Annotated in this window: 27 protein-coding genes and 1 pseudogene; 16 read left to right on the top strand and 12 right to left on the bottom strand. The window is 35.7% G+C overall.

Going from position 1 to position 24,771, the window contains the following annotated elements:
* The first annotated feature begins 11 nt into the window (after positions 1–11).
* The 3 genes from clpS (at position 12) to FTV50_RS05285 (ending at position 3,144) form a co-directional block, all read left to right on the top strand.
* Complete coding sequence (gene clpS, locus FTV50_RS05295) at positions 12–425, top strand: ATP-dependent Clp protease adapter ClpS (protein ID WP_078188641.1); 414 nt, start codon at positions 12–14, stop codon at positions 423–425.
* Between the two features lie 12 nt (positions 426–437).
* The gene (clpA, locus tag FTV50_RS05290; RefSeq protein ID WP_180023758.1) at positions 438–2,714 is read left to right on the top strand and encodes an ATP-dependent Clp protease ATP-binding subunit ClpA; all 2,277 of its coding nucleotides are present in this window, start codon (positions 438–440) and stop codon (positions 2,712–2,714) included.
* 76 nt (positions 2,715–2,790) lie between these two features.
* Positions 2,791–3,144 (top strand): YnfA family protein, encoded by a 354-nt coding sequence (locus FTV50_RS05285; RefSeq protein ID WP_180023992.1) that lies wholly within the window; start codon positions 2,791–2,793, stop codon positions 3,142–3,144.
* A gap of 47 nt (positions 3,145–3,191) precedes the next feature.
* Here the strand turns inward: FTV50_RS05285 and FTV50_RS05280 are convergent, their stop codons facing one another.
* From FTV50_RS05280 to FTV50_RS05270, 3 genes are all read right to left on the bottom strand, one after another.
* The gene (locus tag FTV50_RS05280) at positions 3,192–3,668 is read right to left on the bottom strand and encodes a hypothetical protein (RefSeq protein ID WP_111883704.1); all 477 of its coding nucleotides are present in this window, start codon (positions 3,666–3,668) and stop codon (positions 3,192–3,194) included.
* Between the two features lie 90 nt (positions 3,669–3,758).
* A complete protein-coding gene (gene argF, locus FTV50_RS05275; RefSeq protein WP_078193464.1) occupies positions 3,759–4,679 on the bottom strand; it encodes an ornithine carbamoyltransferase in 921 nt (306 codons plus the stop codon).
* A 112-nt stretch (positions 4,680–4,791) separates the two neighbouring features.
* Positions 4,792–5,445 carry a TetR/AcrR family transcriptional regulator gene (locus tag FTV50_RS05270; RefSeq protein WP_180023757.1) on the bottom strand — a complete coding sequence of 218 codons (654 nt, stop codon included), beginning with the start codon at positions 5,443–5,445 and terminating at the stop codon, positions 4,792–4,794.
* Between the two features lie 239 nt (positions 5,446–5,684).
* Between FTV50_RS05270 and prpB the strand changes: the two genes are divergently transcribed.
* Positions 5,685–6,569, top strand: a complete 885-nt coding sequence (gene prpB / locus FTV50_RS05265) for a methylisocitrate lyase (protein WP_180023756.1) — start codon at positions 5,685–5,687, stop codon at positions 6,567–6,569.
* 3 nt (positions 6,570–6,572) lie between these two features.
* A complete protein-coding gene (prpC, locus tag FTV50_RS05260; RefSeq protein WP_111883699.1) occupies positions 6,573–7,709 on the top strand; it encodes a 2-methylcitrate synthase in 1,137 nt (378 codons plus the stop codon).
* Between the two features lie 64 nt (positions 7,710–7,773).
* Here prpC and FTV50_RS05255 read toward each other — a convergent pair whose 3' ends face one another.
* Together FTV50_RS05255 and FTV50_RS05250 are read right to left on the bottom strand one after the other, a co-directional pair.
* A complete protein-coding gene (locus FTV50_RS05255; RefSeq protein ID WP_180023755.1) occupies positions 7,774–8,391 on the bottom strand; it encodes an aminotransferase in 618 nt (205 codons plus the stop codon).
* 78 nt (positions 8,392–8,469) lie between these two features.
* On the bottom strand, positions 8,470–8,946 hold the full coding sequence (locus tag FTV50_RS05250) for a CinA family protein (protein ID WP_180023754.1): 477 nt from the start codon (positions 8,944–8,946) through the stop codon (positions 8,470–8,472).
* 236 nt (positions 8,947–9,182) lie between these two features.
* Here FTV50_RS05250 and FTV50_RS05245 point away from each other — a divergent pair, with 236 nt between their 5' ends.
* The 8 genes and pseudogenes from FTV50_RS05245 to FTV50_RS05210 all read left to right on the top strand — a co-directional run bounded on the left by FTV50_RS05245 (position 9,183) and on the right by FTV50_RS05210 (position 14,381).
* Entirely contained in the window at positions 9,183–9,413 is a 231-nt protein-coding gene (locus FTV50_RS05245; RefSeq protein ID WP_078190858.1) for a hypothetical protein, read from the top strand.
* Positions 9,414–10,604: 1,191 nt separating this feature from the next.
* Positions 10,605–10,813 (top strand): annotated as a pseudogene (locus tag FTV50_RS05240) (cold-shock protein).
* Positions 10,814–11,745: 932 nt separating this feature from the next.
* The gene (locus FTV50_RS05235; protein ID WP_180023752.1) at positions 11,746–11,967 is read left to right on the top strand and encodes a transposase; all 222 of its coding nucleotides are present in this window, start codon (positions 11,746–11,748) and stop codon (positions 11,965–11,967) included.
* A gap of 124 nt (positions 11,968–12,091) precedes the next feature.
* Positions 12,092–12,307, top strand: a complete 216-nt coding sequence (locus tag FTV50_RS05230; protein ID WP_180023751.1) for a cold-shock protein — start codon at positions 12,092–12,094, stop codon at positions 12,305–12,307.
* 3 nt (positions 12,308–12,310) lie between these two features.
* Positions 12,311–12,523: a hypothetical protein gene (locus FTV50_RS05225; protein WP_180023750.1), complete on the top strand. Its 213-nt coding sequence runs from the start codon at positions 12,311–12,313 to the stop codon at positions 12,521–12,523.
* A gap of 565 nt (positions 12,524–13,088) precedes the next feature.
* Positions 13,089–13,385, top strand: a complete 297-nt coding sequence (locus FTV50_RS05220) for a hypothetical protein (RefSeq protein ID WP_180023749.1) — start codon at positions 13,089–13,091, stop codon at positions 13,383–13,385.
* Between the two features lie 334 nt (positions 13,386–13,719).
* Positions 13,720–13,929 carry a cold-shock protein gene (locus FTV50_RS05215; protein WP_111883687.1) on the top strand — a complete coding sequence of 70 codons (210 nt, stop codon included), beginning with the start codon at positions 13,720–13,722 and terminating at the stop codon, positions 13,927–13,929.
* Positions 13,930–14,243: 314 nt separating this feature from the next.
* Positions 14,244–14,381, top strand: coding sequence for a hypothetical protein (locus FTV50_RS05210; RefSeq protein ID WP_180023748.1), 138 nt, complete (start codon positions 14,244–14,246; stop codon positions 14,379–14,381).
* Positions 14,382–14,705: 324 nt separating this feature from the next.
* Here FTV50_RS05210 and FTV50_RS05205 read toward each other — a convergent pair whose 3' ends face one another.
* Positions 14,706–14,939, bottom strand: a complete 234-nt coding sequence (locus FTV50_RS05205) for a DUF2171 domain-containing protein (RefSeq protein ID WP_078190806.1) — start codon at positions 14,937–14,939, stop codon at positions 14,706–14,708.
* Positions 14,940–15,268: 329 nt separating this feature from the next.
* On the opposite strand from FTV50_RS05205, the gene FTV50_RS05200 reads away from it, so the two are divergent.
* A complete protein-coding gene (locus FTV50_RS05200) occupies positions 15,269–15,466 on the top strand; it encodes a hypothetical protein (protein ID WP_111883685.1) in 198 nt (65 codons plus the stop codon).
* 138 nt (positions 15,467–15,604) lie between these two features.
* On the opposite strand, the gene FTV50_RS05195 is transcribed toward FTV50_RS05200, so the two are convergent.
* Positions 15,605–16,165, bottom strand: coding sequence for a lipocalin family protein (locus FTV50_RS05195; protein WP_180023747.1), 561 nt, complete (start codon positions 16,163–16,165; stop codon positions 15,605–15,607).
* A 524-nt stretch (positions 16,166–16,689) separates the two neighbouring features.
* Here FTV50_RS05195 and FTV50_RS05190 point away from each other — a divergent pair.
* Positions 16,690–18,660, top strand: coding sequence for a choline BCCT transporter BetT (locus FTV50_RS05190; RefSeq protein WP_180023746.1), 1,971 nt, complete (start codon positions 16,690–16,692; stop codon positions 18,658–18,660).
* Positions 18,661–18,705: 45 nt separating this feature from the next.
* Here the strand turns inward: FTV50_RS05190 and FTV50_RS05185 are convergent, their stop codons facing one another.
* From FTV50_RS05185 to FTV50_RS05165, 5 genes are all read right to left on the bottom strand, one after another.
* Positions 18,706–20,784, bottom strand: a complete 2,079-nt coding sequence (locus FTV50_RS05185) for a catalase (RefSeq protein WP_180023745.1) — start codon at positions 20,782–20,784, stop codon at positions 18,706–18,708.
* 126 nt (positions 20,785–20,910) lie between these two features.
* Positions 20,911–21,606 carry a DUF421 domain-containing protein gene (locus FTV50_RS05180; RefSeq protein ID WP_078193447.1) on the bottom strand — a complete coding sequence of 232 codons (696 nt, stop codon included), beginning with the start codon at positions 21,604–21,606 and terminating at the stop codon, positions 20,911–20,913.
* 43 nt (positions 21,607–21,649) lie between these two features.
* Positions 21,650–21,946 (bottom strand): hypothetical protein, encoded by a 297-nt coding sequence (locus FTV50_RS05175; RefSeq protein ID WP_078193446.1) that lies wholly within the window; start codon positions 21,944–21,946, stop codon positions 21,650–21,652.
* 84 nt (positions 21,947–22,030) lie between these two features.
* Positions 22,031–22,435: a hypothetical protein gene (locus tag FTV50_RS05170; protein WP_180023744.1), complete on the bottom strand. Its 405-nt coding sequence runs from the start codon at positions 22,433–22,435 to the stop codon at positions 22,031–22,033.
* 188 nt (positions 22,436–22,623) lie between these two features.
* Positions 22,624–23,097 carry a CinA family protein gene (locus tag FTV50_RS05165; RefSeq protein WP_180023743.1) on the bottom strand — a complete coding sequence of 158 codons (474 nt, stop codon included), beginning with the start codon at positions 23,095–23,097 and terminating at the stop codon, positions 22,624–22,626.
* A gap of 247 nt (positions 23,098–23,344) precedes the next feature.
* On the opposite strand from FTV50_RS05165, the gene FTV50_RS05160 reads away from it, so the two are divergent.
* Positions 23,345–24,742 (top strand): iron-containing redox enzyme family protein, encoded by a 1,398-nt coding sequence (locus FTV50_RS05160; protein WP_180023742.1) that lies wholly within the window; start codon positions 23,345–23,347, stop codon positions 24,740–24,742.
* Positions 24,743–24,771 lie beyond the last annotated feature (29 nt).

Raw genomic sequence — 24,771 nt, 5'->3', positions numbered from 1 at the left:
ACCTAAATCCTATGCGAACCAATAAGCGTCAAACGTGTTTATCTGACATTAAAAATTCATTTTACCAATCTGGTTTAGTGGACTGGCATCTAAACCCGACTCTCAGCCAAGGTACGCAGGATGATGGTGATTCAGACATTCAAGTATTGACTGCGCCACCTGAGTTAAAGCGTCCTCCTATGTATGCTGTCGTTTTAATGAACGATGATTACACCCCAATGGACTTTGTAATTGAAATTTTACAACAATACTTTGCTTTGAATCTTGACCAAGCCACTCAAGTAATGCTAACTGTACATTATGAAGGAAAGGGTGTTGCAGGGGTTTATCCGCGAGACATCGCAGAGACTAAAGCAAATCAGGTCAATAATTACGCTCGGTCGCAAAGTCATCCATTACTTTGTCAGATTGAGCCAAAAGATTAATAAGGGGATTACATGCTCAGTCGTCAATTAGAAGTATCACTACGTTTGGCTGTCAGCATGGCTCGTCAAAAGAGACATGAATTTTTGACGGTAGAACATTTATTATTGGCTTTACTGGATAATGATTCCGCTGTTAATGCATTGAAAGCATGTGGCGCAGACATTATTGTACTTCGCAAAGAACTTGAAGAATACGTAGAACAACATACCCCTAAGCTTGGCGAAAAAAGCGATCAAGCGCCACATCCTACAGAAAGTTTTGATCGTATTTTGCAGCGTGCAATTTTCCATGTGCAATCGAGTGGTAATGACCGCACTGTAGAAGGTGCAGACATTTTAGTTGCGATGTATTCAGAGCGTGATTCATTTGCAGTGTATTTACTTAAACGCCATCAAATCAACCGTTTGACATTAACGCAGTACTTGTCTCATGGCACACGTAAAGATGAAGTCCAAGCTGAAGAGGAAATTGAAGAGCTCGATGGTGAAAACACCACGTCTTCAAATTCTGGCCCATTAGAGCTATATACGACCAATCTGAATGTTGAAGCTCAAAAAGGCAAAACAGATCCACTGATTGGTCGTGAAAAAGAGATTGAACGTACAGCTCAAATTCTATGCCGTCGCCGTAAAAATAACCCACTTTTGGTGGGTGATCCGGGTGTAGGTAAAACTTCGATTGCTGAAGGTTTGGCTTGGCTCATTGTAAATGGCAAAGCTCCTAAACCGCTTGAAAATGCAGAAGTATTTAGTTTAGACATTGGTGCTTTAGTTGCAGGAACTAAATACCGTGGTGATTTTGAAAAGCGTTTAAAACAACTGTTAAATGCATTGAAGAAAAAGCCCGAAGCTATTTTATTTATTGATGAAATTCATATGATCATCGGTGCAGGCTCAAGTATGGGCAGCACGATGGATGCATCGAACCTCATCAAACCAGCTTTGGCGAATGGTACTTTACGTTGTATCGGTTCAACGACTTTCCAAGAATACCGTCAAGTCTTTGAAAAAGATCATGCATTATCTCGTCGTTTCCAAAAAATTGATGTCAATGAACCATCTATTTCAGAAACAATTGATATTCTTCGCGGTTTAAAAGGTAAATTTGAAGAATTCCATCATGTGAAATACGAAGATCAAGCGTTGGTTTCTGCGGTTGAACTATCAGCGAAATTTATCAATGATCGTTTCTTACCTGATAAAGCCATTGATGTGATTGATGAAGCTGGTGCGCAGCGTCGTTTAAAAGCTGAGCAAGATGATACGGTCATTTCAGTTGAAAACATTGAAGATATCGTTTCGAAAATTGCCCGTATTCCACCGAAAACTGTGTCTAAAGATGACAAGAGCGTTCTTGAAAATCTTGAGCGTGATCTGAAACGTGTGGTGTTTGGTCAGGATGAAGCGATTGAAGCGCTTGCATCTGCGATTAAATTATCTCGTGCAGGTCTTAAAGCACCAGATAAGCCAGTGGGTAATTTTGTCTTTGCGGGTCCTACAGGTGTGGGTAAAACTGAAGTCACTAAGCAATTGGCGAAATTATTAGGCGTTGAACTTGTACGTTTCGATATGTCGGAATACATGGAACGTCATGCAGTATCTCGTTTAATTGGTGCGCCTCCGGGTTATGTTGGTTTTGATCAAGGTGGTTTGTTGACCGACGCGATTCATAAAAATCCGCATTGCGTACTTTTACTAGACGAAATTGAGAAAGCACATCCAGATGTCTTTAATTTGTTACTTCAAATTATGGATCATGGTTCATTAACGGATAACAATGGTCGTAAGTCTGACTTCCGTAACGTCGTGTTAGTGCTGACTACCAATATTGGTGCAGAATCAATTTCACGTGTGAGCATTGGTTTCATGGATCAAGATAACAGTAATGATAACCAAGACGCGATGAAAAAAGCCTTCTCTCCAGAGTTCCGTAACCGTTTAGATGGTGTCATTCAATTTAAAGCATTGCCAACAACCGTTATTGAAAGTGTGGTTGATAAGTTCTTAACAGAGCTTCAGGCACAGTTAGATGATAAGAAAGTGGTTCTTGAAGTTGATCAAGATGCACGCGAATGGATGGCCGAGCAAGGATATGATCGCTTGATGGGCGCGCGTCCAATGCAGCGTTTAATCCAAGAGCATTTGAAAAAACCGCTTGCTGAAATGATTTTGTTTGGTGAACTTGCGGAACATGGCGGCAATGTTGCTGTTTCAGTGAAGAAAGAAAATGGCAAAGCTGTGGGCTTAAAACTCGAAGTGTTTGAAGACCAAACCGCTGAACCTGCTTAAGCAATTTATTTAACAAAAACCCGTGCTTGCACGGGTTTTTTATATTTATTCGACACTAGATTTGGATTTTTCAATGATGGACATATCATTTACAAAAGTGCTGACCACATTTGGTTTATTTGCACTGACAGCACTGATGGAAATTTTAGGCTGTTACTTCCCATATTTGATTTTAAATCAGCAAAAATCGCAGTGGTTGTGGATTCCAACAGCGCTTGCATTGGCTACATTTGTTTGGTTGTTGACGTTGCATCCAGCAGCTTCGGGTCGTATCTATGCAGCCTATGGCGGAATCTACATTTTCTCTGCATTGCTGTGGTTGCGTTTTGTCGATCACGTAGTTCTAACACGTTGGGATATGTTGGGTGGCGTCATTGTGTTGGTGGGTGCAGCTGTGATTGTATTACAGCCTCAAGGTTTAATTCGTTAAGTTAAACAATGCAAAAGTTAAACCAAGAGCTGTAAGAAATTAGATATTTATTTAAATTTGCACTCTGTATTTTTAATGATAATTTCGTATTGATTGCTACCCGAGCTTAGATCCATTTCAATTTTATATGGATTAACACGTTGAAATTGATGCTCGAATAGTAATTCACAGTTTTGGAGTGAATTATGCTTGATGAGTTGCTTCACCTTATGTTCACCGACTGATTGTTCAAATTGCGCAAAATCAGGGATGGTGATAATACCATCAATTTCAATCTTATCCGCTTCAATTTCCATTTTTTCCATCAACATATTCTGATCAACTTGATAGGGAAGAGTGCGTGAATCTTCATCACTAATGGCAGCCAGTATTTCGTTTAAACCTGTTTTATTTTTAATTTTAAAATTGCTATCTAAAATCTGATTTTTCACCAAGTATTGATCTAATTCACTTGGTTCACCAGCAAAGCTAAAAGTAGATAAGCTCAATCCAAGAGCCAATAAGCAAATATTTTTTAAACGCATAATCTTAATCACTTATAAAAGTTATGGTTTTATTAAAGCATGCAAAAACAAAAAAAGCACCCGAAGGTGCTTTTTTATCTAAGTAAAACCTTAGTCTTTTTTAAGATTTTCGTTAATTAAGAATTCAACAAGTGCTTTTTGTGCATGTAAGCGATTTTCAGCTTCATCCCAAACCACAGCATTTTTGTGGTCAAGCATATTTTCAGAAATTTCTTCGCCACGATGCGCAGGTAAGCAGTGCATAAATAGGCAGTCAGCGTGAGCAAGATCCATCAGGCGTTCATTCACTTGATAATCAGCAAACGCTTTTTCACGAATTTTTTGCTCTTCTTCTTGGCCCATACTTGCCCAAACATCTGTAACGATTAAATCTGCATTAACTGCAGCATCTTCGGCAGAATCAACAAGTTCCACACAGTGTGCAAATTCAGATAAAAATTCTGCTTTAGGTTCATAGCCCTTAGGTGCAGCGATTTTTAATTTAAAGCCCCACATATGAGCAGCTTCAATATATGAGTTACACATATTGTTGCCATCACCAATCCAAGCAACCGTTTTACCTTCAATAGAACCACGGTGTTCAACAAATGTTTGAACATCGGCAAGTAATTGGCAAGGGTGGTGATCATCTGTTAATGCATTGATTACAGGAACTTTTGAATAAGAAGCAAAACGTTCAACAATGTCATGACCAAAAGTACGAATCATCACAATATCAAGCATGCTTGAAATCACACGTGCAGAATCTTCCACTGGCTCACCACGACCTAATTGAGAGTCGCGAGATGAAAGGAAAATTGCGCTACCACCAAATTGGCTCATTCCTGCTTCAAACGATACACGTGTACGGGTGCTCGATTTCTCAAAAATCATGCCCATAACTTTACCAACGAAAGGTTGGAAAACTTCATTGTTATGCTGTTTGCGCTTGAGTTCGATACCGCGCTGTACAATTTGATTAAGTTCTAAAGTCGATAAATCGCGTAAAGTTAGAAAGTGACGTAGAGCCATTGTTACTCCACAATAATTGCTGAATCAAAAAACAAAACAACAATTAGTTGTTGGTTGGTTAGAGAAAAAGGAATCGATTAATATACTATAAGAGAGGTAAATTGCAAAAAATCTAGCGCTTTTGGTGACCGTCTAGGAAACGATCGACGCAATAACTGATGTAATTGATGGTTTCTTGATCATTTTCATCAATGGTGATGCCCATGAGAACGCGCCATTCTAAATTACGCAAAATTCCAAAATAAAATTGAGCCGAAAACAACGGGTTTTCACAATACAGCAAACCGTGTTGATGCGCTTGATTTAAAATTTCTGCAACGGTGTTCTGAATTTGTTTTGGGCCTTGCTCATGAATATAACGTGCTATTTCAGGATTACGTCCTGTTTGTTCTAAGACTAACCGCATAAATGCCGCATTTTCAGGCATCACAATATGCTGATGAAAGTCACTTAAAGTATTGATGAGATAAGCACGAATATCGGTGTCAGGGCTGACTGTAAATGGTAGGCAAATATCTTTGAAAAATAAGCAGCGACGATAGTCACAAATAGCCTTAAATAACCCGTCTTTATTACCAAAATATTTATAGATTGACGCTTTTGAACCACCCGCATGATTCACGATGTCATCTAATGAAACTGCATCAAACCCATGTTTTAAAAAAAGCTCCGTAGCACTTTCTAAAAGCGCAACACATCGTTCATGTCCGCGCCGCGTTTGTGGCTGGTCATGCGTTAAAGGTTCAATGTGTATTAAATCTTGCATAAAGTGATAATATTTAACAAAAAAAGAGCTGATTTGATGATAATTATAGCAAAAAATTCAGTACTTTTCTGCTTTGCTCATAAATAACGGATCTTTGACTAAAGAATAACAACAGATAGGTGACAAGTGAAATATTTGACTAAAGTTTTAGAGTTAATATTCTACAAAGCCATAGAGTTGGAAAAAAATATGGATATACTCAAACTTCGAAAATTAAAGTAAATGCCGTGGAAAGGAATATGACACAACAAACGTCTGCAGGCTTAAGATTTAGACAAGCATTGGAAATCGAAAAACCATTACAAATCATTGGCACAGTAAATGCCTATGCAGCAATGATGGCAAAAGAAGTTGGCTATAAAGCCATATATTTATCTGGTGCAGGTGTGGCGAACTATTCATATGGTTTACCTGACTTAGGCATGACCAGTTTAGACAATGTTTTGGAAGATGTTCGTCGTATTACTGAACGTGTAGATACGCCATTACTCGTCGATATCGATACAGGTTGGGGCGGTGCATTTAACATTGCTCGTACTGTGAAACAAATGATTGCTGCGGGTGCAGCAGCGGTTCATATCGAAGACCAAGTCGCGCAAAAACGCTGTGGACACCGTCCGAACAAAGAAATTGTGACGCAGCAGGAAATGGTTGACCGTATTAAAGCGGCTGTCGATGCAAAAACTGATTCAAACTTTGTGGTGATGGCACGTACAGATGCTTTGCAGAAAGAAGGTCTGCAAGCAGTGATTGACCGTGCATGTGCATGTGTAGAAGCCGGTGCTGATGCGATCTTTGCTGAAGCAATGACTGATATTACCATGTACAAAACTGTCTGCGATGCAGTCGGTGTCCCTGTACTGGCAAACATTACAGAGTTTGGTGATACCCCTTACTACACCAAAGAAGAACTAGGCGAGCAGGGTATTGCAATGGTGCTTTACCCATTATCACCAACACGTGCAATGCAAAAAGCGGCACTCGAAGTAATGCATGCGATCCGCAATGAAGGTACACAAGTCAATGTACTGGATAAAATGCAACAACGAAAAGAACTCTATCAATTCCTCGATTATCACACTTTTGAAAACACCTTAGATAAATTGTTCACTGAAGGAAAATAAAAAATGGCTGAAGGAAAAGTACTCACGGGCGCAGGACTGCGCGGACAAGTAGCTGGTAAAACTGCATTGTCAACTGTAGGCAAAAGTGGTGCGGGCTTAACCTATCGTGGTTATGACGTTCAAGACTTGGCAGAAAACTGTCAGTTTGAAGAAGTCGCGTACCTGATTTTCTTTGGTGAATTACCAACAACAGAACAGCTTGCAGCATACAAAGCCAAACTCAAATCATTGCGTCAATTACCGCAGGCGTTGAAAGAGGTGTTAGAACGCATTCCTGCTGACTCGCACCCAATGGATGTGATGCGTACAGGCGTTTCAATGCTTGGAAATTTAGAAACTGAAAAATCGTTTGAAGAGCAACAAGATGTTGCAGACCGTATTTTGGCAACACTACCGGCAATCATCTGCTATTGGTACCGTTTCAGCCATGATGGCGTACGTGTAGAAGAAAACACTGATGATGATTCAATCGGCGCACAATTCCTACATTTACTGCGTGGTGAAAAACCAAATGAATTGCATGAGCAAGTGATGAACGTGTCACTGATTCTATATGCAGAGCATGAATTTAATGCCTCTACATTCACAGCGCGTGTATGTGCATCAACATTGTCTGATATGCATTCTTGTATTACAGGTGCAATTGGTTCACTTCGTGGTCCATTACATGGCGGTGCAAACGAAGCTGCAATGGAAATGATTGAAAACTGGACGTCTCCAGAAGAAGCTGAGCGTGAAATGTTGGGCAAACTTGAGCGTAAAGAAAAGATCATGGGCTTTGGTCATGCGATTTACAAAGATAACGATCCACGTAATGGCATTATCAAGAAATGGTCTGAACGCCTAGCAAAAGACGTCGGTGATACTGTACTTTATCCTGTATCAGTGCGCTGTGAAGAAGTGATGTGGCGTGAGAAGAAATTATTCTGTAATGCTGATTTCTTCCATGCATCTGCATATCATTTCATGGATATTGCAACCAAGTTGTTCACGCCAATCTTTGTAATGTCACGTGTAACAGGTTGGGCTGCACATGTAATGGAGCAGCGTGCGGACAATCGTATTATTCGCCCAAGTGCGGACTATACAGGTCCGGAATTACGTAAAGTTGTGCCAATTGCAGAGCGTTCTGCAGCATAATTTTAAGTGTAATAAAAAAGCCTCAAAAGAGGCTTTTTTATTATTTGTTATTTAATTTAACAATCTATTTGGTTAATAAAACTGGATCTTCAACGCTATATCCTGTTTCAAATGGAATCCCTAGATATTTAACAGTCACTAAATAAAAGGGCTTTTGCATTACACGATAAGTTTTAGAGATTTTTAAACCTTCTTTATAGGTCTCAGCCTTTTGTACAGCGCTTTTATACTGCGAATTTTTAACACGATATTGATAGGTCCATTTATCAATGGTTTCATTCGGGTCATACCATGATTTTGCAGTGCCATTCATGGTTGTTAATAACTGTATTCGAGCATTATTGTTATTTACTGGTGTTAATTTGACTATACGTTTTTTTATTTTCGCGATTTCTTTATCAAACTGGGTGCTGTCTTGATCGTAATCAATCCGTTTTGTCTTTGGATTAATATACAAAGACTTCACTGTAATTAATTGCGTCGGTTTTTTGCTATCTAATTGATAATAATATAATTGCGGTAAACGACCACGACCATCTTCAAAATGACGCATTAAATAGATTTTTTGGTCTTTTTTATCAAAACCTAAAACCTCAATGGTTTGAGGGCCGCCTACCGTCGCGAAAGCAGAGCAGGACAGTAGGGTGCTAATTGCGAATGCATTGAAATGACGTAGCTGCATTTTCTTGTCCTGATAAGTAAATTCCTCAATACAGTATGCGATGCAAAATGATATTTAAATATGAAGATTATGTATGTTTTATTCTGCATTTACGATGTCTAATACACTGTGAGCAACATTTTCAGTTAACTGATCTAAGCGTTCTAAAGCCGTACCCAAAATAAAATAATGATAATTATAGATACGACCATCATGTAAGATTGAAATATAAAATGTTCCTTCGGGTTTTTCTACTGTTGCACTGCCACCGGGTTTGAGTAATCCGGTGCAGGCCACCACGAAGTCCGCATGAAAAAATAGTTGTTGTCCTTGCTCAGCCATCGCTTGAGTCACTTCTGCGGATTCGGCCGTAAATTTTTCTATTAGTAGAGGATCTACTTTTAAAATTTCACGCTTGATCGATGGATCATAGCTGACAAGACCACCTAACAAGATATCTGCACCACTATTCTTATAAATTGAAAATTGGCTACATAAATAACCAGAGCTCGCACTCTCGATAAACGCGATAGTCATGGATTTTTGTTCTAAAGCATCGCAACACAGTTTAAGCATGTGCTTACCCCAAAGTAGAATGGTGAATGATCATTAGTATTCTTAAAATTTTAGCATTGATTCCGCTCGCCTGTAATTTCACTAAAAGTCTAAGTTGGCACTGTGGATGTTGATGAATTCACAAAAATAGCGTGATTGTTTAGAAGCTGTACGAAAATATGAAATAAAGGTTTCTTCGGAAGGAAAACGATGTTAAAACTTAAAATAAAGAGCGTAACAAAAGTAGGTTTATTTCAATGAAAACGACTGTTAAATATGTAGTATTAAAAAGCCTAGACTATCAATTGGGCACGCCACTTTTTCAAGAAGAATTAGACGCAGATAGCCTGTATTTTGATCAAATTCCGGCTGTAATTCAGTATCAAAATCATCAATTCAAAGTGAAAAGTAAAGAGTTAAAGCGTGTTTATTTGGCGGAAGAAAATGAAGACATGCAAACCATTATTGTGAAAGTACTTGCCGTTTAATTTCGATCAATTTTTAGTATTAAAAATACAGTTCTCATTGAGTTAGGAGCTGTATTTTTGTATTTGATAGACTCAAACTATAGATTAATCTAGATTTAAAGGAGATATATATTTTTAATGATCACTTGATCATATCGATTTAGCTATTCAACCAACAGCTATTTAATCCCCCAAATATTATTTAGTATAATTTATCTGTTTTTTCATGGGGGGAAGAAATGATGGACTTATTTAAATTTCTAAAAAGCTTCAATACAACGGGTACTTATCTTTTAATTTCAACGATTTCGCTAGTTTGCTTAGTTGTGTATTTCTATTTTATTAATCCAAACTGATCTAAGTTGGTTACCCACATCTTTGGCTTTAAATAAAAAGCTTAGTAAATAAAACTATATAATTAATTTTTTTATCAAAAATATTGATATAAATTTTTGAATAAATTTAAAATAGAGCTGATAGTTTTAATTCATTTGTGTATGGGTAAAGCCAAAACAATAGCAAAGTTTTTCTATGCAAGATGTTATGAAAGAAGAAGCGCCACGTACGAAAGATTTTGGACGTAGGTTTGTTCATCTAGGAATTATATTGCGGAATAAGACCTTACCGGTAGGTTTGTGCAACAAAGCCTTTAACGATATAAAAACTTTAATTTTTTAAAATTGTAACAAAAATAACTTTTAAGACTTTCAGGTTATGTGTTTTAATTAAACTTAACAATGGTTTAGCTAGATATTTAAAATGGATAAAATTAATATGTTTAATTTACATTAATTTTTATTTTTTGAACTATTTCGCACTTTTTAAATTTATACAATTTAGTTAGATTTATAGAACAACAATTCTAAATCGAGCAATCAAAATGCCCAATCTATATGATCATCATGTTTTAAGGCAGATCAATGATTTTATAGTCGAACGGGAAGGATTCGAAAAATTAACACCCTATAACCAAGCTATGGAGTTTTTCAAAAAACTTTCTCAAGGAGATCAATCGGACGTCATACAAACGGAGCCAAATATCCTTTATGGAAAATTTGGGAGCATATCTAAAATCAATCTTAGATTAGTACCCTTATTTCGAGAAAAGGATAAGTTCTTAAAATGGGCTTATGAGCAACTAAACTAACTAAATAACTTACTAAGTATTACTAAAGAGTATGAAATAACAAACTCAAACATTAGGAATAAAAAATGACTAACAATACCAGCGGTATAGTGAAATGGTTCAATGAAAGTAAGGGATTTGGATTTATACAATCTGATAGTGGTGAAGATTTATTTGCACACTACAGTAAAATAAATATGAGTGGATATAAAGTACTGAAAGAAGGGCAACGTGTACAATTCGAAATTACTCAAGGAAAAAAGGCCGACAAGCTAGCAATATCACAGTTATGTAAGGCAACTGTGTTGGGGTGCTAAACGCAGTTAATATACACGATAGTTTGGCCGTAAAAAATTTTTGAGGTTTCTCCATATGCGTAAAAGCTTCAAAATACTTATTACAATATTTCTATGTAGTTTAATCGTTGTCTGTTTTGTGGTTCATAAACAGAACACGGAAATAAGGTTAAGTGAAATGAAACGATTGGTTAAATAATATTTATGTTATTAAATTTAAATAATTAATTTAATATATCAAGGGCCATTAAAATGTTACAACTTATAAAATGTATGATTAGTATACATAGTGAGATGGTTACACGAAAGTGCTTTGATGGAAATTTAATTTTTTTTGTCAGAGTTGTTTAAAAGTAAAGAAATAACGACTCAAAATAATTTAAAGTTTCAGAAAATTCCGCTAGGAAGTAGCGGGATTTTTTTGGTGACTATATGACAGACAAAGTACAGGCAAAACACGACTTAGAAATTTACATAAAGTATTGCAATGATTATCACACAAATATTGGATAGCTAGCAGGAAGAGAATATAAAAATCACAAATATAAATAAAATTGAAATAATGTTAGGTGAATATTAGTATATCTGATATAGTGTGTTTGATCGAATCCGTAAGCGGAACGGTAGTGTTTGAGTTGTTAACGGAATTGCGTATTCCCTCCATTCTGATGTTCAAGCATCAAATTCGAACAGTTAACGCATAGCATGAATTCGCATCATGCCGATCAAGGGAAGCCTGCAGCTATCCGTGGGTTTTCCTTAAATCATATTTTTAAGATAATGATTTAATTTTTATATCTTTTCTTAAATTTCACAGCTACTGTAAATATCATAAGTTTAAATTTTTCTTAAGTGAACAATCTCCAAAATTAAAGTTGGTTTTATTTTTAATACTATTCTGTTTACAAAAGCTCATTATATGAGTCAATAAATGAACATATCTAACGGCTGGACTACTGCTTCAGCAACTAACGGTGATGAAATTCGAGTGAAGATTATTCCGTTAAAAAAAATTCAAAGCAATTTGAATGGTAAAATCTTAGTTGAAGTTGCTAAACAAGTTGTCTTGGAATCAGGACAAAAGTTAACTTTAAATATTGATGGTAAATCTTTTTATACTGAACTAAATAAACTATATAAATTGTATTTTTAAACTCTCACTCTTAAACCTGAACAACTTAGAGCTAAAATTTTTTAATTAAATTATTTATAAATTAATTATTTATTTTCTTAATTTTTTCAAGAACTCTATATTAAATATTATTAAAGGAAATATTATGTCAAATTTAACTACAGGCACTGTTAAGTGGTTTAACGATACTAAAGGCTTCGGTTTCATCGCGGCTGATAACGGCGAAGAAGTTTTTGCTCATTTTTCTCAAATCATTTCAGGTGGTTTCAAATCACTTGCTGAAGGTCAGCGTGTACAATTTAGCGTATCAAAAGGTCAACGTGGTTTCCAAGCGAGTGAAATCATTGGGATTGATGGATAATACATGGATACTTTACTAAACAAAGTAATGTTAGATGTGGTTGATCAACATGGCGCTGTTTATACACTTGAAGCTATGTGCGAAAAATCCTCTGATGAGCCAAATAGTTATGGTGATTGCGTCCGATATTTAAATATTGATGATGAGATAATTAAGCCTAGCTTTGATATGCATTTTTACAGTAATAAAACTGGGAAAATATTTAAATTATTTTAATTGTTATATCTAGTTGAATAAACCTCCTCCGGGAGGTTTTTCGTGAGTGAAATATGGAACCTAATGCATATAAAAAACCTAACCAAAAAGGATACCTCCTAAGAATAAACCACGCTCCAGACCATTACCTAAAGCCAGTGAAAAATACTGAGAAGCACTCGAGCGACTAAAATAAATATTAGACCGAATGAAAATGAAGTATGAGGAGTACTTTCATTTCAATATTACGAAGCATTGGCGTTTTTACTTTTACACCTCCTTGAACATCAAATGCAAATTGAAATCGCAACATGTTCTGGTGGTCGTAAAGGCAAATTTGCAACAAAAGCCTAAAGTGTTGATCTATATGACCATGCTGAAAAAATGGGTTGTCGATTTCACAGATTTGAAATTGCAGATATCAATATGGGGCGGGCAAAGGCCTGGCTAAAAGCTTAAAAAAAACATGAGTTATCTTAAATTAGATATTTCAAAGCATATTGTTTCAGGATGTTAGATTACTTTAATTTTCTCATAATAACCGTTAGTTTGGGATTTCAACCTTAACAATTATGAGAAGAAAGTCATGAATAAAAATTTTGAATTACATGTTTTAAGCCAGATTTATGATTTTCTGATAGAGCGAACTGAACATTCACAGCAAGGTTTGCATAACAAGGTTCTGGAGTTTTTCAAAGAACTTAATTTAGGTAATGACAATGATTTTGAAATTGTTGATCCTAAAAAGATTGCGGGTAAATTTGGAGCAGTGAGTTTTATTCACTTAATCAATGTACCAAACTTTCATGATAAAGATAAATTTTTAAAATGGGCATACACGCAGTTGAATTTTATATTAATTAGCTTTAAAGATATATTTTGAATACATATTTTGATTAAAGTGCTTTATAATTTACTGGCTCATATCAGCGCAAATGAATTGGGTGAAGCCCCACATGTATATGTGGGGCTTTTTTCATTCAATTTATGGAAAATGTGAATGATCGAATATTACAATCTATATCTGATTATTACCTTAATATGAGAGAAATTTATCACTTTTGTGCGTAATTGCAAAATAAAACAAGAACTTGATTCACATAGATCTAACAGTTGTATCCTCATATTTAAGGATTATTGGTTATATTGAATATGCTTGTTAATTAATCAATATTTACAGCAATTTCTAAACTGATAATTACTTAAAGGAAATATGAATGTCTAATTTAACAAACGGTACAGTGAAGTGGTTCAACGGTACAAAAGGTTTTGGATTTATTGCTTCCGATACTGGTGAAGAATTATTTGCACACTATAGTGAAGTACGAATCGATGGCTATAAAGTACTAGAGGAAGGTCAGCGTGTAATGTTTGAAATTACAAATGGCAAGAAAGGCAAGCAAGCCAGCAATATCCAAATTCTCTAAAAAAATATTTACTAAACATGTAATGACATGTCATGTCTTGACCCGTCAATAATTGACGGGTTTTTGTCATTAATTGCCATTAAGTTTTAATATTTAAATGCTTAATTTAATTAAATGAAAACTACATGATAAGAGCAATAAAAAATGGCCTTTACAAGACTACAAGTACTGATTGGCGGACTAATTATAAGTGTGTTGATTTCTTCTGTGTGGATTTACCATGAAAAGAAGAAACAACGACGGGAAGAAATTCAAAAAATCATCGTCAAAGCTAGAGCAGGATTAAGTCACGCTCAATAATAGGAGCTAAACTTATGGAATACTTTAGACCATTCCCACCTTCAGATCTGATTGATCAGGCCGAGGAAAAAGACGCCATACGTCTTGCAGCAGCACAAGAATTATTGGCCTGGGTGAAAGATAATTATTTGAATGTAGGGATAACTTCATAATCTAGACAATCATTAATATATGAAAAACTTTATTTAAAGACTTTCTTATTATTTATCTCATCAATGATTTTCATAAATTTACACAGTAACCGTCATACTTTGTTAGTGTAGAGGTTTAGCAAATATATAGGCCTAAGTATGAAAGCGTTAGCAATTATAAGCGTAGTACTAGTAATTGGGCTGGTAGGTTGCCAGCAAAAAGACAGTAATGAAAATGAAGAGACGACAACACCTCACACATTAGATAAAGACTAACTTACTCGAATGATTTCACCAGATATAAAAAAACCCTCACTAAGAGGGTTTTTTTATAGAATAGAGGTTTTAAGCTTCAACCCAAGTATCTTTAACTTCTTGAGAGTCTTTAGTCAGTACAATTTTATTGTCTGTAATTTCACCAACCCATGAAACTGGAATTAAGTGGTGATGGCCGTCACCATGTTTAGTCAGTTTAATTTGATCTGAACCTTGCAAGTGGTCTACTTCACCAACTTTAGTCCCACATGAAGCAATTACATCTGCATGGCTCTTAATATTTTCAACATTAATAGTAGTCATTAGAATATTTTCCTATTTCAATGTGAGTGAGCATTCAGCCTATCGTAAATAGACGCTGATATCAGGGATTGAAATAGAAGGGATACAAAGGGTCTTATGTTCTTACGTTCTTGGCCAGATAAATTACATTGTATTATTTAGAAATAAGTTTTGATTTGGGCGTTTTACGACCTTTTTATAGTTTTTTTGGATACTTTTTATCTCTTGGAAATACGAAAACTTGCAAATATTATCTTAATTTGTAATCCTTTCGGCCAAGGGTGTCTAGCTAAGCTAAGGCAGGTATTTGTTGTAGTCGGGCCGCTATAACGCGGATAACGAGTGCCTGTATGTTTAACTTAAAGATTTTTAACAAAGTCTCTACGGAAGTATTGACTATAAAAAATGATCTCCAGCTTAATTCAGAGCTGCAACTTATTAATAAATATAAATCTTCTGATTCTGATGTGTATAAGCAAGCAATTGTTTTAATTTTCAAAGATCGTGGATATTCAAATTTAGAAATTGGTCAATTATTAGAAAGATAAATTTATTTGTAATCAGTTTAGGAAAAGAGCCTTTGCCTAGCGCAGAAAGCATATATTGTTCTAAGCACTTATATTTAAATTTAATACAAATAATGGATCATTAAATTAAAAAGCCCTCAATAAGTGGGCTTTTAAAGCTTATTTATGTTTAGTCTTAATTAGATCTGATAAATCAAAACCGATGGATTTTGCATAATCTAAGTATTCATCAACTGTGGCCTGGTCAGGGTTAGCAGTTCTGCTGAGTACCCAAAGGTATTTTTTATTTGGTGACCCAACTAGTGCAGTTTGATAGTCATCATCAATTTTTAGAATCCAATAATCACCACGTCCTACTGGCAACCAACGAATTGCTTTTGGTAAAAAGCTTACTTTAAGTTTCGAGTTAGCAGGAGCGTTCTGAACATAAGCTTCACCCATTGATTGGTTGAGTTTACCGTCTGCGCTATAACAACTGTTATCAACTTTGACGTTACCATTTTCATTTAAAGAATATTTAGCTGTGACGTTATAATCACATTTATTTTGGAAATATAGTGGCTTACGTGCAATTTCATGCCATGTACCAAGATATTTATTTAAATCTACCTTTGATACCGCTTGGACTTCCGTAGTGTTTGCATTTGCAGTTGAGAGCATTGAACCAGCTATAAGTACTGCACCACCAGCTAAAAGGAGCTTACGGGTTTTTGAATTCATGTTATAAGCCTACTTTAATTTGAAAGTGAATTAATTACTATAAATTGCTTTTAGGGTCATTTTGTTTTTTTATGTATTAAGTATTTGATCTTTAATCATTGTTTAACTTTTCAAGTTTTATTAATCCTTTTACTACCATTTTTAACAGATAAATAATATTACTTATATAAGCCCAAAAACTAAGTGAAAAAATGCTTACATTAAGCAAAATTATAATTACTTTCTAAGAACTCACTTACTTCTAAAGCACTTCAAGAGAGTATTGAATAAGAAAATTAATTGACGAAATAAATAGTTTAGTAATGGTCTTAATTTGCTTTACTACTTAATATTGGATTATATATCTAAAAATATGATAACATGATCAAACTCTAAGCAATGGCTTTGAATGAGTCAGCCTTAAATTTTCAAACGAAAATGAAAATGCCAGCACTTTTCAATACAAGCCTGTTTCTTCCGCAAATAGCGGATATCTCTTTGATCAATTTAGATCTGTCTTACAAATAAAACGGAATAGGGAAGGTATGTCTTCATTGAAACCGTCATGGTATTCCAATGTGAATCCAAATGTGTTTATTAGCACAGTTGTTATTATTGGCATTTTTATTGCCATTGTATTTTTAGCTCCCAATGCTTTTGATTTAATAACTAAACAACTGAATCAATGGGTTACAAACTCATTCAGTTGGTTCTATGTGCTATCTGTAGCCATTTTTCTAATAGTGCTTATTTATATTGCCTGTTCAAATATGGGTAAAATTAAACTTGGTTTAGATCATAGTCAGCCAAAATATAGTAATAGCTCCTGGTTCGCCATGCTATTTACAGCTGGTATGGGCATTGGCTTAATGTTCTTCGGCGTCGCGGAACCAGTGATGCACTATGTTTCACCTCCAACTGGTGAACCTGAAACAATTCAATCAGCGCAGCAAGCTATGCGCGTAACATTCTTCCATTGGGGACTTCATGCTTGGGCAATTTACACAATTGTTGGCTTGGCGTTAGCTTACTTTGCATATAGACATAATCTACCACTAAAAATTCGCTCTGCTTTATACCCGCTCATTGGAAAGAAAATTTATGGTCCAATTGGAGATGGTGTGGATACTTTTGCGACCATCGGTACAGTATTTGGTGTCGCAACGACATTAGGTTTTGGTGTAACCCAAATTAACTCTGGCTTAAATTATTTATTCGGAATTGAATATTCAACGACGACGCAGCTTATTTTAATTGTCATTGTTACAGCTATGGCATCTTTATCTGTATTTATAGGCTTAGACAAGGGTATTAAACGATTATCAGAGATTAATCTGGGCTTAGCTTTAGTGCTGTTGCTATTTGTATTTTTTGCTAGTTCAAGCATTTTTATATTGCAAACGACTATCCAAAACACGGGGCAATACATTTCAAATTTGTTCAATATGACCTTTAATTTATATGCCTACCAGTCTGATGGTTGGATCGGTGGTTGGACCATTATGTACTGGGCATGGTGGATTTCATGGTCACCATTTGTAGGTATGTTCATTGCCCGTGTGTCTGAAGGCCGTACTATTCGTGAGTTTATTGTAGGTGTTTTACTTATTCCAACAGGCTTCACGCTGATCTGGATGGGAGTCATGGGGAATGCTGCACTCTATAGTATTTTAAACGAAGCGAACACCTCGCTGATTTCTGCAGTGCAACGAGATTCATCCGTTGCGTTATTTGAATATTTAGGGACCTTGCCATTCTCAGGCGTAATGAGTTTTGTAGCGACCATTCTGGTCATGTTGTTTTTTGTGACATCGGCAGACTCTGGGGCTTTAGTTACAGACTATTTAACAGCAAAATCGGAAAATTCTCCGACCTGGCAACGATTGTTTTGGACAACTATAATGGCAGTGCTTGCGATTGTTTTGTTGTTCGCTGGAGGTTTAGGTGCTTTGCAATCTGCAACAATGTTGAGTGCATTACCATTCACCTTCGTAATGCTTTTAATTTGCTGGGGCTTAGTCAAGGCTCTACATTTAGATGCAACCAAGATGCAAGCATTACAGGATGCGCGTATCACGCCTAGAGCAATACATAATCCGAGAAGTTGGCAGCAACGTTTAGGATTGATTATGCATTATCCGCATACACGGAAAGAAGTTGAAGATTATATTGAAAAAACGGTAAGCCAGGCATTTTTAAATCTACAGAAAGAGTTTAAGCGTCGTCATTTAGATGTGACAGTAAACACGATAGATGATGGCTTGCAGCTACGTGTAAACCATCAAGATGAGATTAACTTTATCTACCAAGTGGTTGTCCAAGAAAAAAATACACCAAGCTTTATGATTGATTCAGCAGAAATTACGCAAGATTATCAAGCTGAAGTGTTTTTGAGGGAAGGTGGTCAAAATTATGACATTATCGAATGGACGCAAGAAGATATTTTACAAGATGTCATTGATCAATACGAACGACATCTGCATTTTTTAAATCTAGTTCGAACCAAGAGCCAATAAATAAAAAAAACCGCCCAGAAGGGCGGTTTTTTATTCTTGGTTAAATTAAGCCGGTATAGAAGCAACTTTATCTTCACGATCCCAATATCGGTGATTCTGTATCGCTGTTTTAAATTGATCACTGACATCTTTGAAACTTTGTGAAGTGAAAAGCGCAGCATCTTGAGTCAGATTAAGCTCTTTAATTAAAGCCTCTTTATCACCCAATAAAACTATAGGTTTAAGATGCTTAAATGTTTCCAATACATAATGTTTAGCTACACCATCATTCAGGAATTCATCTAGATTATCACCATCAATAACAACGACAGCATCGTAGGTAACCGAAGGTTCGCCATTCTGACGTCCATCAACTGCAATTTCTTTACCATCGTTAGATTTCACCGGCGCGGCATTAGGGGCTAAAACTTCAACTACAGCGCTTTCTGATTCGCCCCAAGTCTTGATTGCATCGATAGAAGAAGCATTAGCACCGTTGTGTACCAGCAGTGCAATTTTACGTTGCTTAATATTAGATGCAGGGTATGCCAATGTACTTAAGTGATCAGATTTAGCAACGGCAGCTTTCTTAACCGATTTATTTTGCTTAGTCGGAGCAGCTAACCCTAATTCATTTGCAACAAATTTCGCTAAATCCAAGTCAATATTTGCAAGCACCTCATTTACGACCCGTTCCCTAATTTCAACAGCTTTCACTTTTGAAAGTTCAAATGCATAGGCATCCTTTATATGTTGCTGTTCGTGCTTAGCAAGACTTTGGTAATGCATGGTCGCTTGCGAGAAATGATCTGCGAAGCTTTCTGGTCGGATTCTTAACTTGCTGCCTTGGATTTGTTCAGGATGGGTTCGAAATGCATGCGGATCATTATTAGATTCTCTAGGCCAATTTTCATCTACAGAGTTAGGCTCATAATTCGCTTTACCTTTATAGACTTCATGGTTTGCATAGCCGCCACGTCGATTGGTATGGAAAGGGCAGACCGGTTTATTAATTGGAATTTGATTAAAGTTTGCAGTACCTAAACGGTGCAAATGGGTATCTGTATAGCTGAACAGACGACCTTGTAATAAAGGATCATTACTAAAATCAATTCCTGAAACAATATTGGCTGGACTGAAAGCAACTTGCTCTGTTTCAGCGAAGAAATCATCTGTATTTCGATTTAGAGTAAATTTACCTAGTGGAGTAATAGGTACAAGCTCTTCAGGTACCAGCTTTGTAGCATCTAAAACATCAAAGTCCCATTGAGCCGCTTCTTCTTCAGTAAAGATCTGTGCCCCTAATTCCCACTCAGGATAATTTCCACGTTCAATGGCATCCAATAGATCGCGGCGATGGAAGTCGGGATCTTTACCATTAAGCTTTAAGGCCTCATCCCAAACGACTTGGGCTACACCTTGTTTCGGTGTCCAGTGGAATTTAACCAAATGCGCCTGATTTTCTTTATTGATTAATCTGAAGGTATGTACACCAAAACCTTGAATCGATCGTAAATTTCTCGGGATAGCACGATCTGACATCACCCAAGTTGTCATGTGAGAGGCTTCGGTATTTAAAGAAATAAAATCCCAAAAGGTATCATGTGCAGATTGCCCCGTAGGAACTTCGTTCGGATCTTCAGGCTTTACAGCATGAACAAAGTCAGGGAACTTGATTGCGTCCTGAATAAAAAATACAGGAATGTTATTACCGACTAAATCGTAGTTTCCATCTTCGGTATAAAATTTGATGGAAAATCCGCGTACATCACGGACTACATCAGCTGAGCCGCGTCCGCCTTGTACTGTAGAAATTCTGACAAAGATTGGTGTTGGATTTTGAGTATTAGTCAAAAATTTAGCCTTAGTCCATTTTTCGTTGCCTTCATAAGCTTCAAAATAACCATGCGCTCCAACACCACGAGCATGCACAACACGCTCAGGGATACGTTCACGGTCAAAGTGAATTAACTTATCTCGTAAGAGAAAATCTTCTAACAGAGTAGAACCAGTCTGATTTATTTTTAAACTGTTTTGATTGTCAGCTACAGGTACACCCAAAGATGAGGTCAGTGTTTTACCTTTAGGGTCTACATATGCCTCTTTTTCAAACTGATCAATTTTAGGATTATTTGATTTTTTCATGAGCTACATCCCTTTGTCTGATGTTATTTAGTACATGTGCTAGATAAGGTTTTGCTATTGCATAAAGCTAATATAGACAATAAAGATGCTTGGCAAAATTAAAGTAAAAAATTGTCTACTTTATGTTCAATCTGATGGTTGATTGGAGCTACTTTCACAATAAAAAGCAGATTCAGCCCAGCGGTCACATTTGCAGCGGGGGCACTGAGCATTTAGAGAACTAATAAATTGTGTTTGACCACACAGCATGCACGAATAGTATTTTTTGGAATCAAAACGCTGTGCTTTTTGGTAGTGATCAGGAAAAATTGGTAGTCCCCATTTAATATTATCCTTGGCATAAGGGATTACACTTAGACACCCATCTGTTTCAAGTAAGGCTGATTTGACTTGCCCTAAGTGTTCTATTTTGTTTTGCCTTAACTCAGCAAAAAATTCGTCATATGAATACTTTTCCTGTTTGATATCTTCAACAATCAATAAGCCATCTTTGACGATATACATTGGCCTACCTTCTAACATGGTTTCAAATGAATCTGATTTCATGATGAGGTATGTAGTTAATCTATAGAGAAGAATAATGACTGCAAATACAATGAGTGCTTGAATGATGGGGATATCATCATTAAACATGGGGTCGCCTGCTGCAGATCCCAAACTTAAAATAATAGCTAACTCAAATACTGAAAGTTGCCTAACACCTCTTTTACCTGAAAATCTTAAAAAAATAATAATTAAGATAAACATAATGATGCATCGGAAAATAATTTCCAATGCAAAGTTAAAAGAGGTGTCATGCAGAATTATTTTTATGAAGTCCATATTTGATACAATTTATTAATTCTAGTTTTACATACATACAGGGTTAAATTTTATCCCAAGCATCCTTAATCGCATGCTTAGCATGTTCCCATTTCAAGCGAGAATCTGCTTTAAACTCTTCCCATTTGGTTTGTAAATCCGGCTCAGAATCTTCGAAACGCGCATTTTCACCGTATAAATGACGTTCCCTCTCTCCAAGCTCATAAGCTGACCTTAGATCACGGTCATAATCTATATCTGGCACTTCGCGTTGCAGATCTCCATAGTACGGTCTATTGGAGTAATCCGTGCGCCAGTCATGATGTATTGGATGTTCATTTTGATGGTCGTTCATAGTAATAACTCCGATAAATTATTTAATAAATTGCAAAAGTAGAGATCCCTGAGCTACTTCTGCAAATAAAAATTAATGTTGTTACTTTGACTATTGGTCTTGCTGATCATTCTGCTGACGCTGTTGATCAGATTGCTGATTTTGTTGGCGTTGGGGTTGCTGCTGTTGCTGACCATTCTGCTGACGCTGTTGATCAGACTGCTGATTTTGTTGATGTTGGGGTTGCTGCTGTTGTTGACCATTCTGCTGGCGCTGCTGATCAGATTGTTGGTTTTGTTGATGTTGGGGTTGCTGCTGTTGTTGCTGATCATTCTGCTGACGTTGTTGATCAGATTGTTGATTTTGTTGATGTTGGGGTTGCTGCTGCTGTTGCTGACCATTCTGCTGGCGCTGTTGATCAGACTGCTGATTTTGTTGGTTTTGAGGTTTTTGAGTATCGCCACGTTGGTGCTGTAAGCGAATATCATTATTTTGATCTTGGTTATAATTAGACATAATACTGTTCCTTTAAAGATTAATTAGATAATCTACTCAATTACAGTAGATCATTTATTATTAACATGAATATTGCTAATATGATTATTAAAGATGTTACATAATCTTTATTAAGTTTCAATTTGTTTAAAAGTAAAACTTTGGGGCTGTTTTATATACATAAATAGTCCTTTTTTAATTACATGAAACTAACAATAATAATTTTTTAATATTTTAGTGAGTGACTTGCATAGAGCTTTATATAGTATTTTTAATTTTTTGATAGGCTTACCTTTAGTTAAAATTTTGAAATTATAAAATTTTTTCTTGAAGTAAATGCAATAGAAAAAAGTACCTACAGGTTTCTTTTTGTTTTCGGATCCTCCGCGCTTTAAAAGTCCAGTGCAAGATATATAAATATCTGATTTAAATAATTTTTTCCCATTTATAATCATTTGATTGGTTACTTCTGGGGATTCAGCAGTATATTTATCTATAAGTGATTGTTTTATATTTAAAATACGCTTCTTGAATAGTAAGTCATAACTAACAATAGAACCATCCAGAAGTATTCCAGAGTTTTTATCTTGTGAAATTCTATATGCTAAATAACCTGCACTCGCACTTTCAAATAGCGTTATCGATAGGGATTTTTTAGAAATAAAGTCAAAAATTGATTTCATATAAATTATCCTATGAATATTTTATATAAGAATCATAGTTGATATTTAAATATGAATATGTGAATTAAGTCACATCAAAAAAATGATGATTTTTAAAAACTTGTTAAAAATTATGCTAAAGGTGTGTTTTATATATTAAAATTTTTAAAATATTACATTGCATTAAATTTTATTAAAAAAAATTAACAAATACTACTTATTTTCTGAACTATGGTTAAGAAGAATCATTTACCGCGTGAGAATTATAATGCCTACAGCAGTAAAAGAAAGAATCTTAAATTTAATAACCAAAGATCATCAGAAATATTTCGAAATTGTTGAGTTCTTCTTAGATGCTTCAATACCTAATTCTGCCAAAGAATTAAAGGCATTTAAGGTTTTAGAGAATGAAATTATAACTCTCGAACACATTGATGAGATGCCAAATGAGATAGACCATCTTGTCGATTGGATTCATCATAATAACCGTACACAGTGTGAATATTATAAAGAATATCTAGATAGAAGAAAGCAAGGTGGAGGAAGAGAGTATTTTTCATCAGTTAGTAAAGCTTATGAGTTTTTATACAAGGTTGCACCCACAAAAAAAGTGGATGGTTCATGGCTATATAGCTTTACTCAGTATTGGAATGATCCAGTATTTAGAGATTTTATTCAGATATATTTAGAGGAACTTGGTCTCGGTTCAGAAAAAGCCAATCACGTGAGAATGTACGACAACCTACTACTGGCACATGGTTTGAATCAACTATCTTTAAACTTATCTGATGCCTATTACCATCAGGCAGCAATACAGCTTGCGCTTGCATATGCACCTTCAGAGTTTATACCAGAGATAGCAGGTTTTAATTTAGGCTATGAACAACTTCCTTTACATTTGCTAATTAGCAATTACGAGTTAAAAGAACTTGGAATTGATGCACACTATTTTAATGTTCATATCACGATAGATAATTTTGATAATGGGCATGCGCACCTTGCGACCAATGCCATTAAAAAACTTTCTACAAGGTACAGATCTAAAGAAGAGTTCATTCGTAAACTCAAAATCGGCTATCTCCTAAATAACAAAGGAATGAGTTCAGTTCAGATAATTAAAAATTTAAGCACTGAAAAGATGGTGCTAGAAATATTTAAGAAAAAGGCGATCGTTGGTAAACACATGCATAGCAATAAGTGCATGTTTAATAATAAAACAACGAATGAATGGCTGTCTGAAGATGATAGTGTTGAAGAGTTTATTTTTGAACTTGTCCGTATGGGCTGGATAAAATTGAATCGACCACCTGAAGAGAGTAGGTTTTGGCAGATGATTCACGACGAAGACGGTAAAATGTTTGGAGTGTTTAATGCTGTTGAAAAAACTTTTATTTATGACTGGATTGCAGGTAAATCAGTAGATTCCAAACAAAATCAAGTAAATAATGAGTTTGTAAAAAACTTCCTAAAGACCAATTCATTTAGTTATTTAGCGAACCATGAAATGGCTGAGCTTAAGAAACAATTTGATGGAAGTACGAATACAGGATACAAGATCAACAAACTTCTAAAGTATTTAGCACCTCATATGCATCATCAAGAAATTGGTTTATGGAGTACCCAGCGTATCGTAGAGAGTTTATTTCCATCTCTAGCCCGCCAATAAAATAAATACTCCAAAAGATTTATAACTTT

This window comes from Acinetobacter sp. YH1901134, from assembly GCF_013416965.1.
Taxonomy (GTDB): domain Bacteria; phylum Pseudomonadota; class Gammaproteobacteria; order Pseudomonadales; family Moraxellaceae; genus Acinetobacter; species Acinetobacter amyesii.
This window is presented reverse-complemented; position numbering and strand designations above follow the sequence as displayed.

Excerpts from the sequence above, each read along its gene's own strand:
- clpS (WP_078188641.1), top strand. The coding sequence starts at position 12 with ATGCGAACCAATAAGCGTCAAACGTGTTTATCTGACATTAAAAATTCA.
- clpA (WP_180023758.1), top strand. The coding sequence starts at position 438 with ATGCTCAGTCGTCAATTAGAAGTATCACTACGTTTGGCTGTCAGCATG.
- FTV50_RS05285 (WP_180023992.1), top strand. The coding sequence starts at position 2,791 with ATGGACATATCATTTACAAAAGTGCTGACCACATTTGGTTTATTTGCA.
- FTV50_RS05280 (WP_111883704.1), bottom strand. The coding sequence starts at position 3,668 with ATGCGTTTAAAAAATATTTGCTTATTGGCTCTTGGATTGAGCTTATCT.
- argF (WP_078193464.1), bottom strand. The coding sequence starts at position 4,679 with ATGGCTCTACGTCACTTTCTAACTTTACGCGATTTATCGACTTTAGAA.
- FTV50_RS05270 (WP_180023757.1), bottom strand. The coding sequence starts at position 5,445 with ATGCAAGATTTAATACACATTGAACCTTTAACGCATGACCAGCCACAA.
- prpB (WP_180023756.1), top strand. The coding sequence starts at position 5,685 with ATGACACAACAAACGTCTGCAGGCTTAAGATTTAGACAAGCATTGGAA.
- prpC (WP_111883699.1), top strand. The coding sequence starts at position 6,573 with ATGGCTGAAGGAAAAGTACTCACGGGCGCAGGACTGCGCGGACAAGTA.
- FTV50_RS05255 (WP_180023755.1), bottom strand. The coding sequence starts at position 8,391 with ATGCAGCTACGTCATTTCAATGCATTCGCAATTAGCACCCTACTGTCC.
- FTV50_RS05250 (WP_180023754.1), bottom strand. The coding sequence starts at position 8,946 with ATGCTTAAACTGTGTTGCGATGCTTTAGAACAAAAATCCATGACTATC.
- FTV50_RS05245 (WP_078190858.1), top strand. The coding sequence starts at position 9,183 with ATGAAAACGACTGTTAAATATGTAGTATTAAAAAGCCTAGACTATCAA.
- FTV50_RS05235 (WP_180023752.1), top strand. The coding sequence starts at position 11,746 with ATGAACATATCTAACGGCTGGACTACTGCTTCAGCAACTAACGGTGAT.
- FTV50_RS05230 (WP_180023751.1), top strand. The coding sequence starts at position 12,092 with ATGTCAAATTTAACTACAGGCACTGTTAAGTGGTTTAACGATACTAAA.
- FTV50_RS05225 (WP_180023750.1), top strand. The coding sequence starts at position 12,311 with ATGGATACTTTACTAAACAAAGTAATGTTAGATGTGGTTGATCAACAT.
- FTV50_RS05220 (WP_180023749.1), top strand. The coding sequence starts at position 13,089 with ATGAATAAAAATTTTGAATTACATGTTTTAAGCCAGATTTATGATTTT.
- FTV50_RS05215 (WP_111883687.1), top strand. The coding sequence starts at position 13,720 with ATGTCTAATTTAACAAACGGTACAGTGAAGTGGTTCAACGGTACAAAA.
- FTV50_RS05210 (WP_180023748.1), top strand. The coding sequence starts at position 14,244 with ATGGAATACTTTAGACCATTCCCACCTTCAGATCTGATTGATCAGGCC.
- FTV50_RS05205 (WP_078190806.1), bottom strand. The coding sequence starts at position 14,939 with ATGACTACTATTAATGTTGAAAATATTAAGAGCCATGCAGATGTAATT.
- FTV50_RS05200 (WP_111883685.1), top strand. The coding sequence starts at position 15,269 with ATGTTTAACTTAAAGATTTTTAACAAAGTCTCTACGGAAGTATTGACT.
- FTV50_RS05195 (WP_180023747.1), bottom strand. The coding sequence starts at position 16,165 with ATGAATTCAAAAACCCGTAAGCTCCTTTTAGCTGGTGGTGCAGTACTT.
- FTV50_RS05190 (WP_180023746.1), top strand. The coding sequence starts at position 16,690 with ATGTCTTCATTGAAACCGTCATGGTATTCCAATGTGAATCCAAATGTG.
- FTV50_RS05185 (WP_180023745.1), bottom strand. The coding sequence starts at position 20,784 with ATGAAAAAATCAAATAATCCTAAAATTGATCAGTTTGAAAAAGAGGCA.
- FTV50_RS05180 (WP_078193447.1), bottom strand. The coding sequence starts at position 21,606 with ATGGACTTCATAAAAATAATTCTGCATGACACCTCTTTTAACTTTGCA.
- FTV50_RS05170 (WP_180023744.1), bottom strand. The coding sequence starts at position 22,435 with ATGTCTAATTATAACCAAGATCAAAATAATGATATTCGCTTACAGCAC.
- FTV50_RS05165 (WP_180023743.1), bottom strand. The coding sequence starts at position 23,097 with ATGAAATCAATTTTTGACTTTATTTCTAAAAAATCCCTATCGATAACG.
- FTV50_RS05160 (WP_180023742.1), top strand. The coding sequence starts at position 23,345 with ATGCCTACAGCAGTAAAAGAAAGAATCTTAAATTTAATAACCAAAGAT.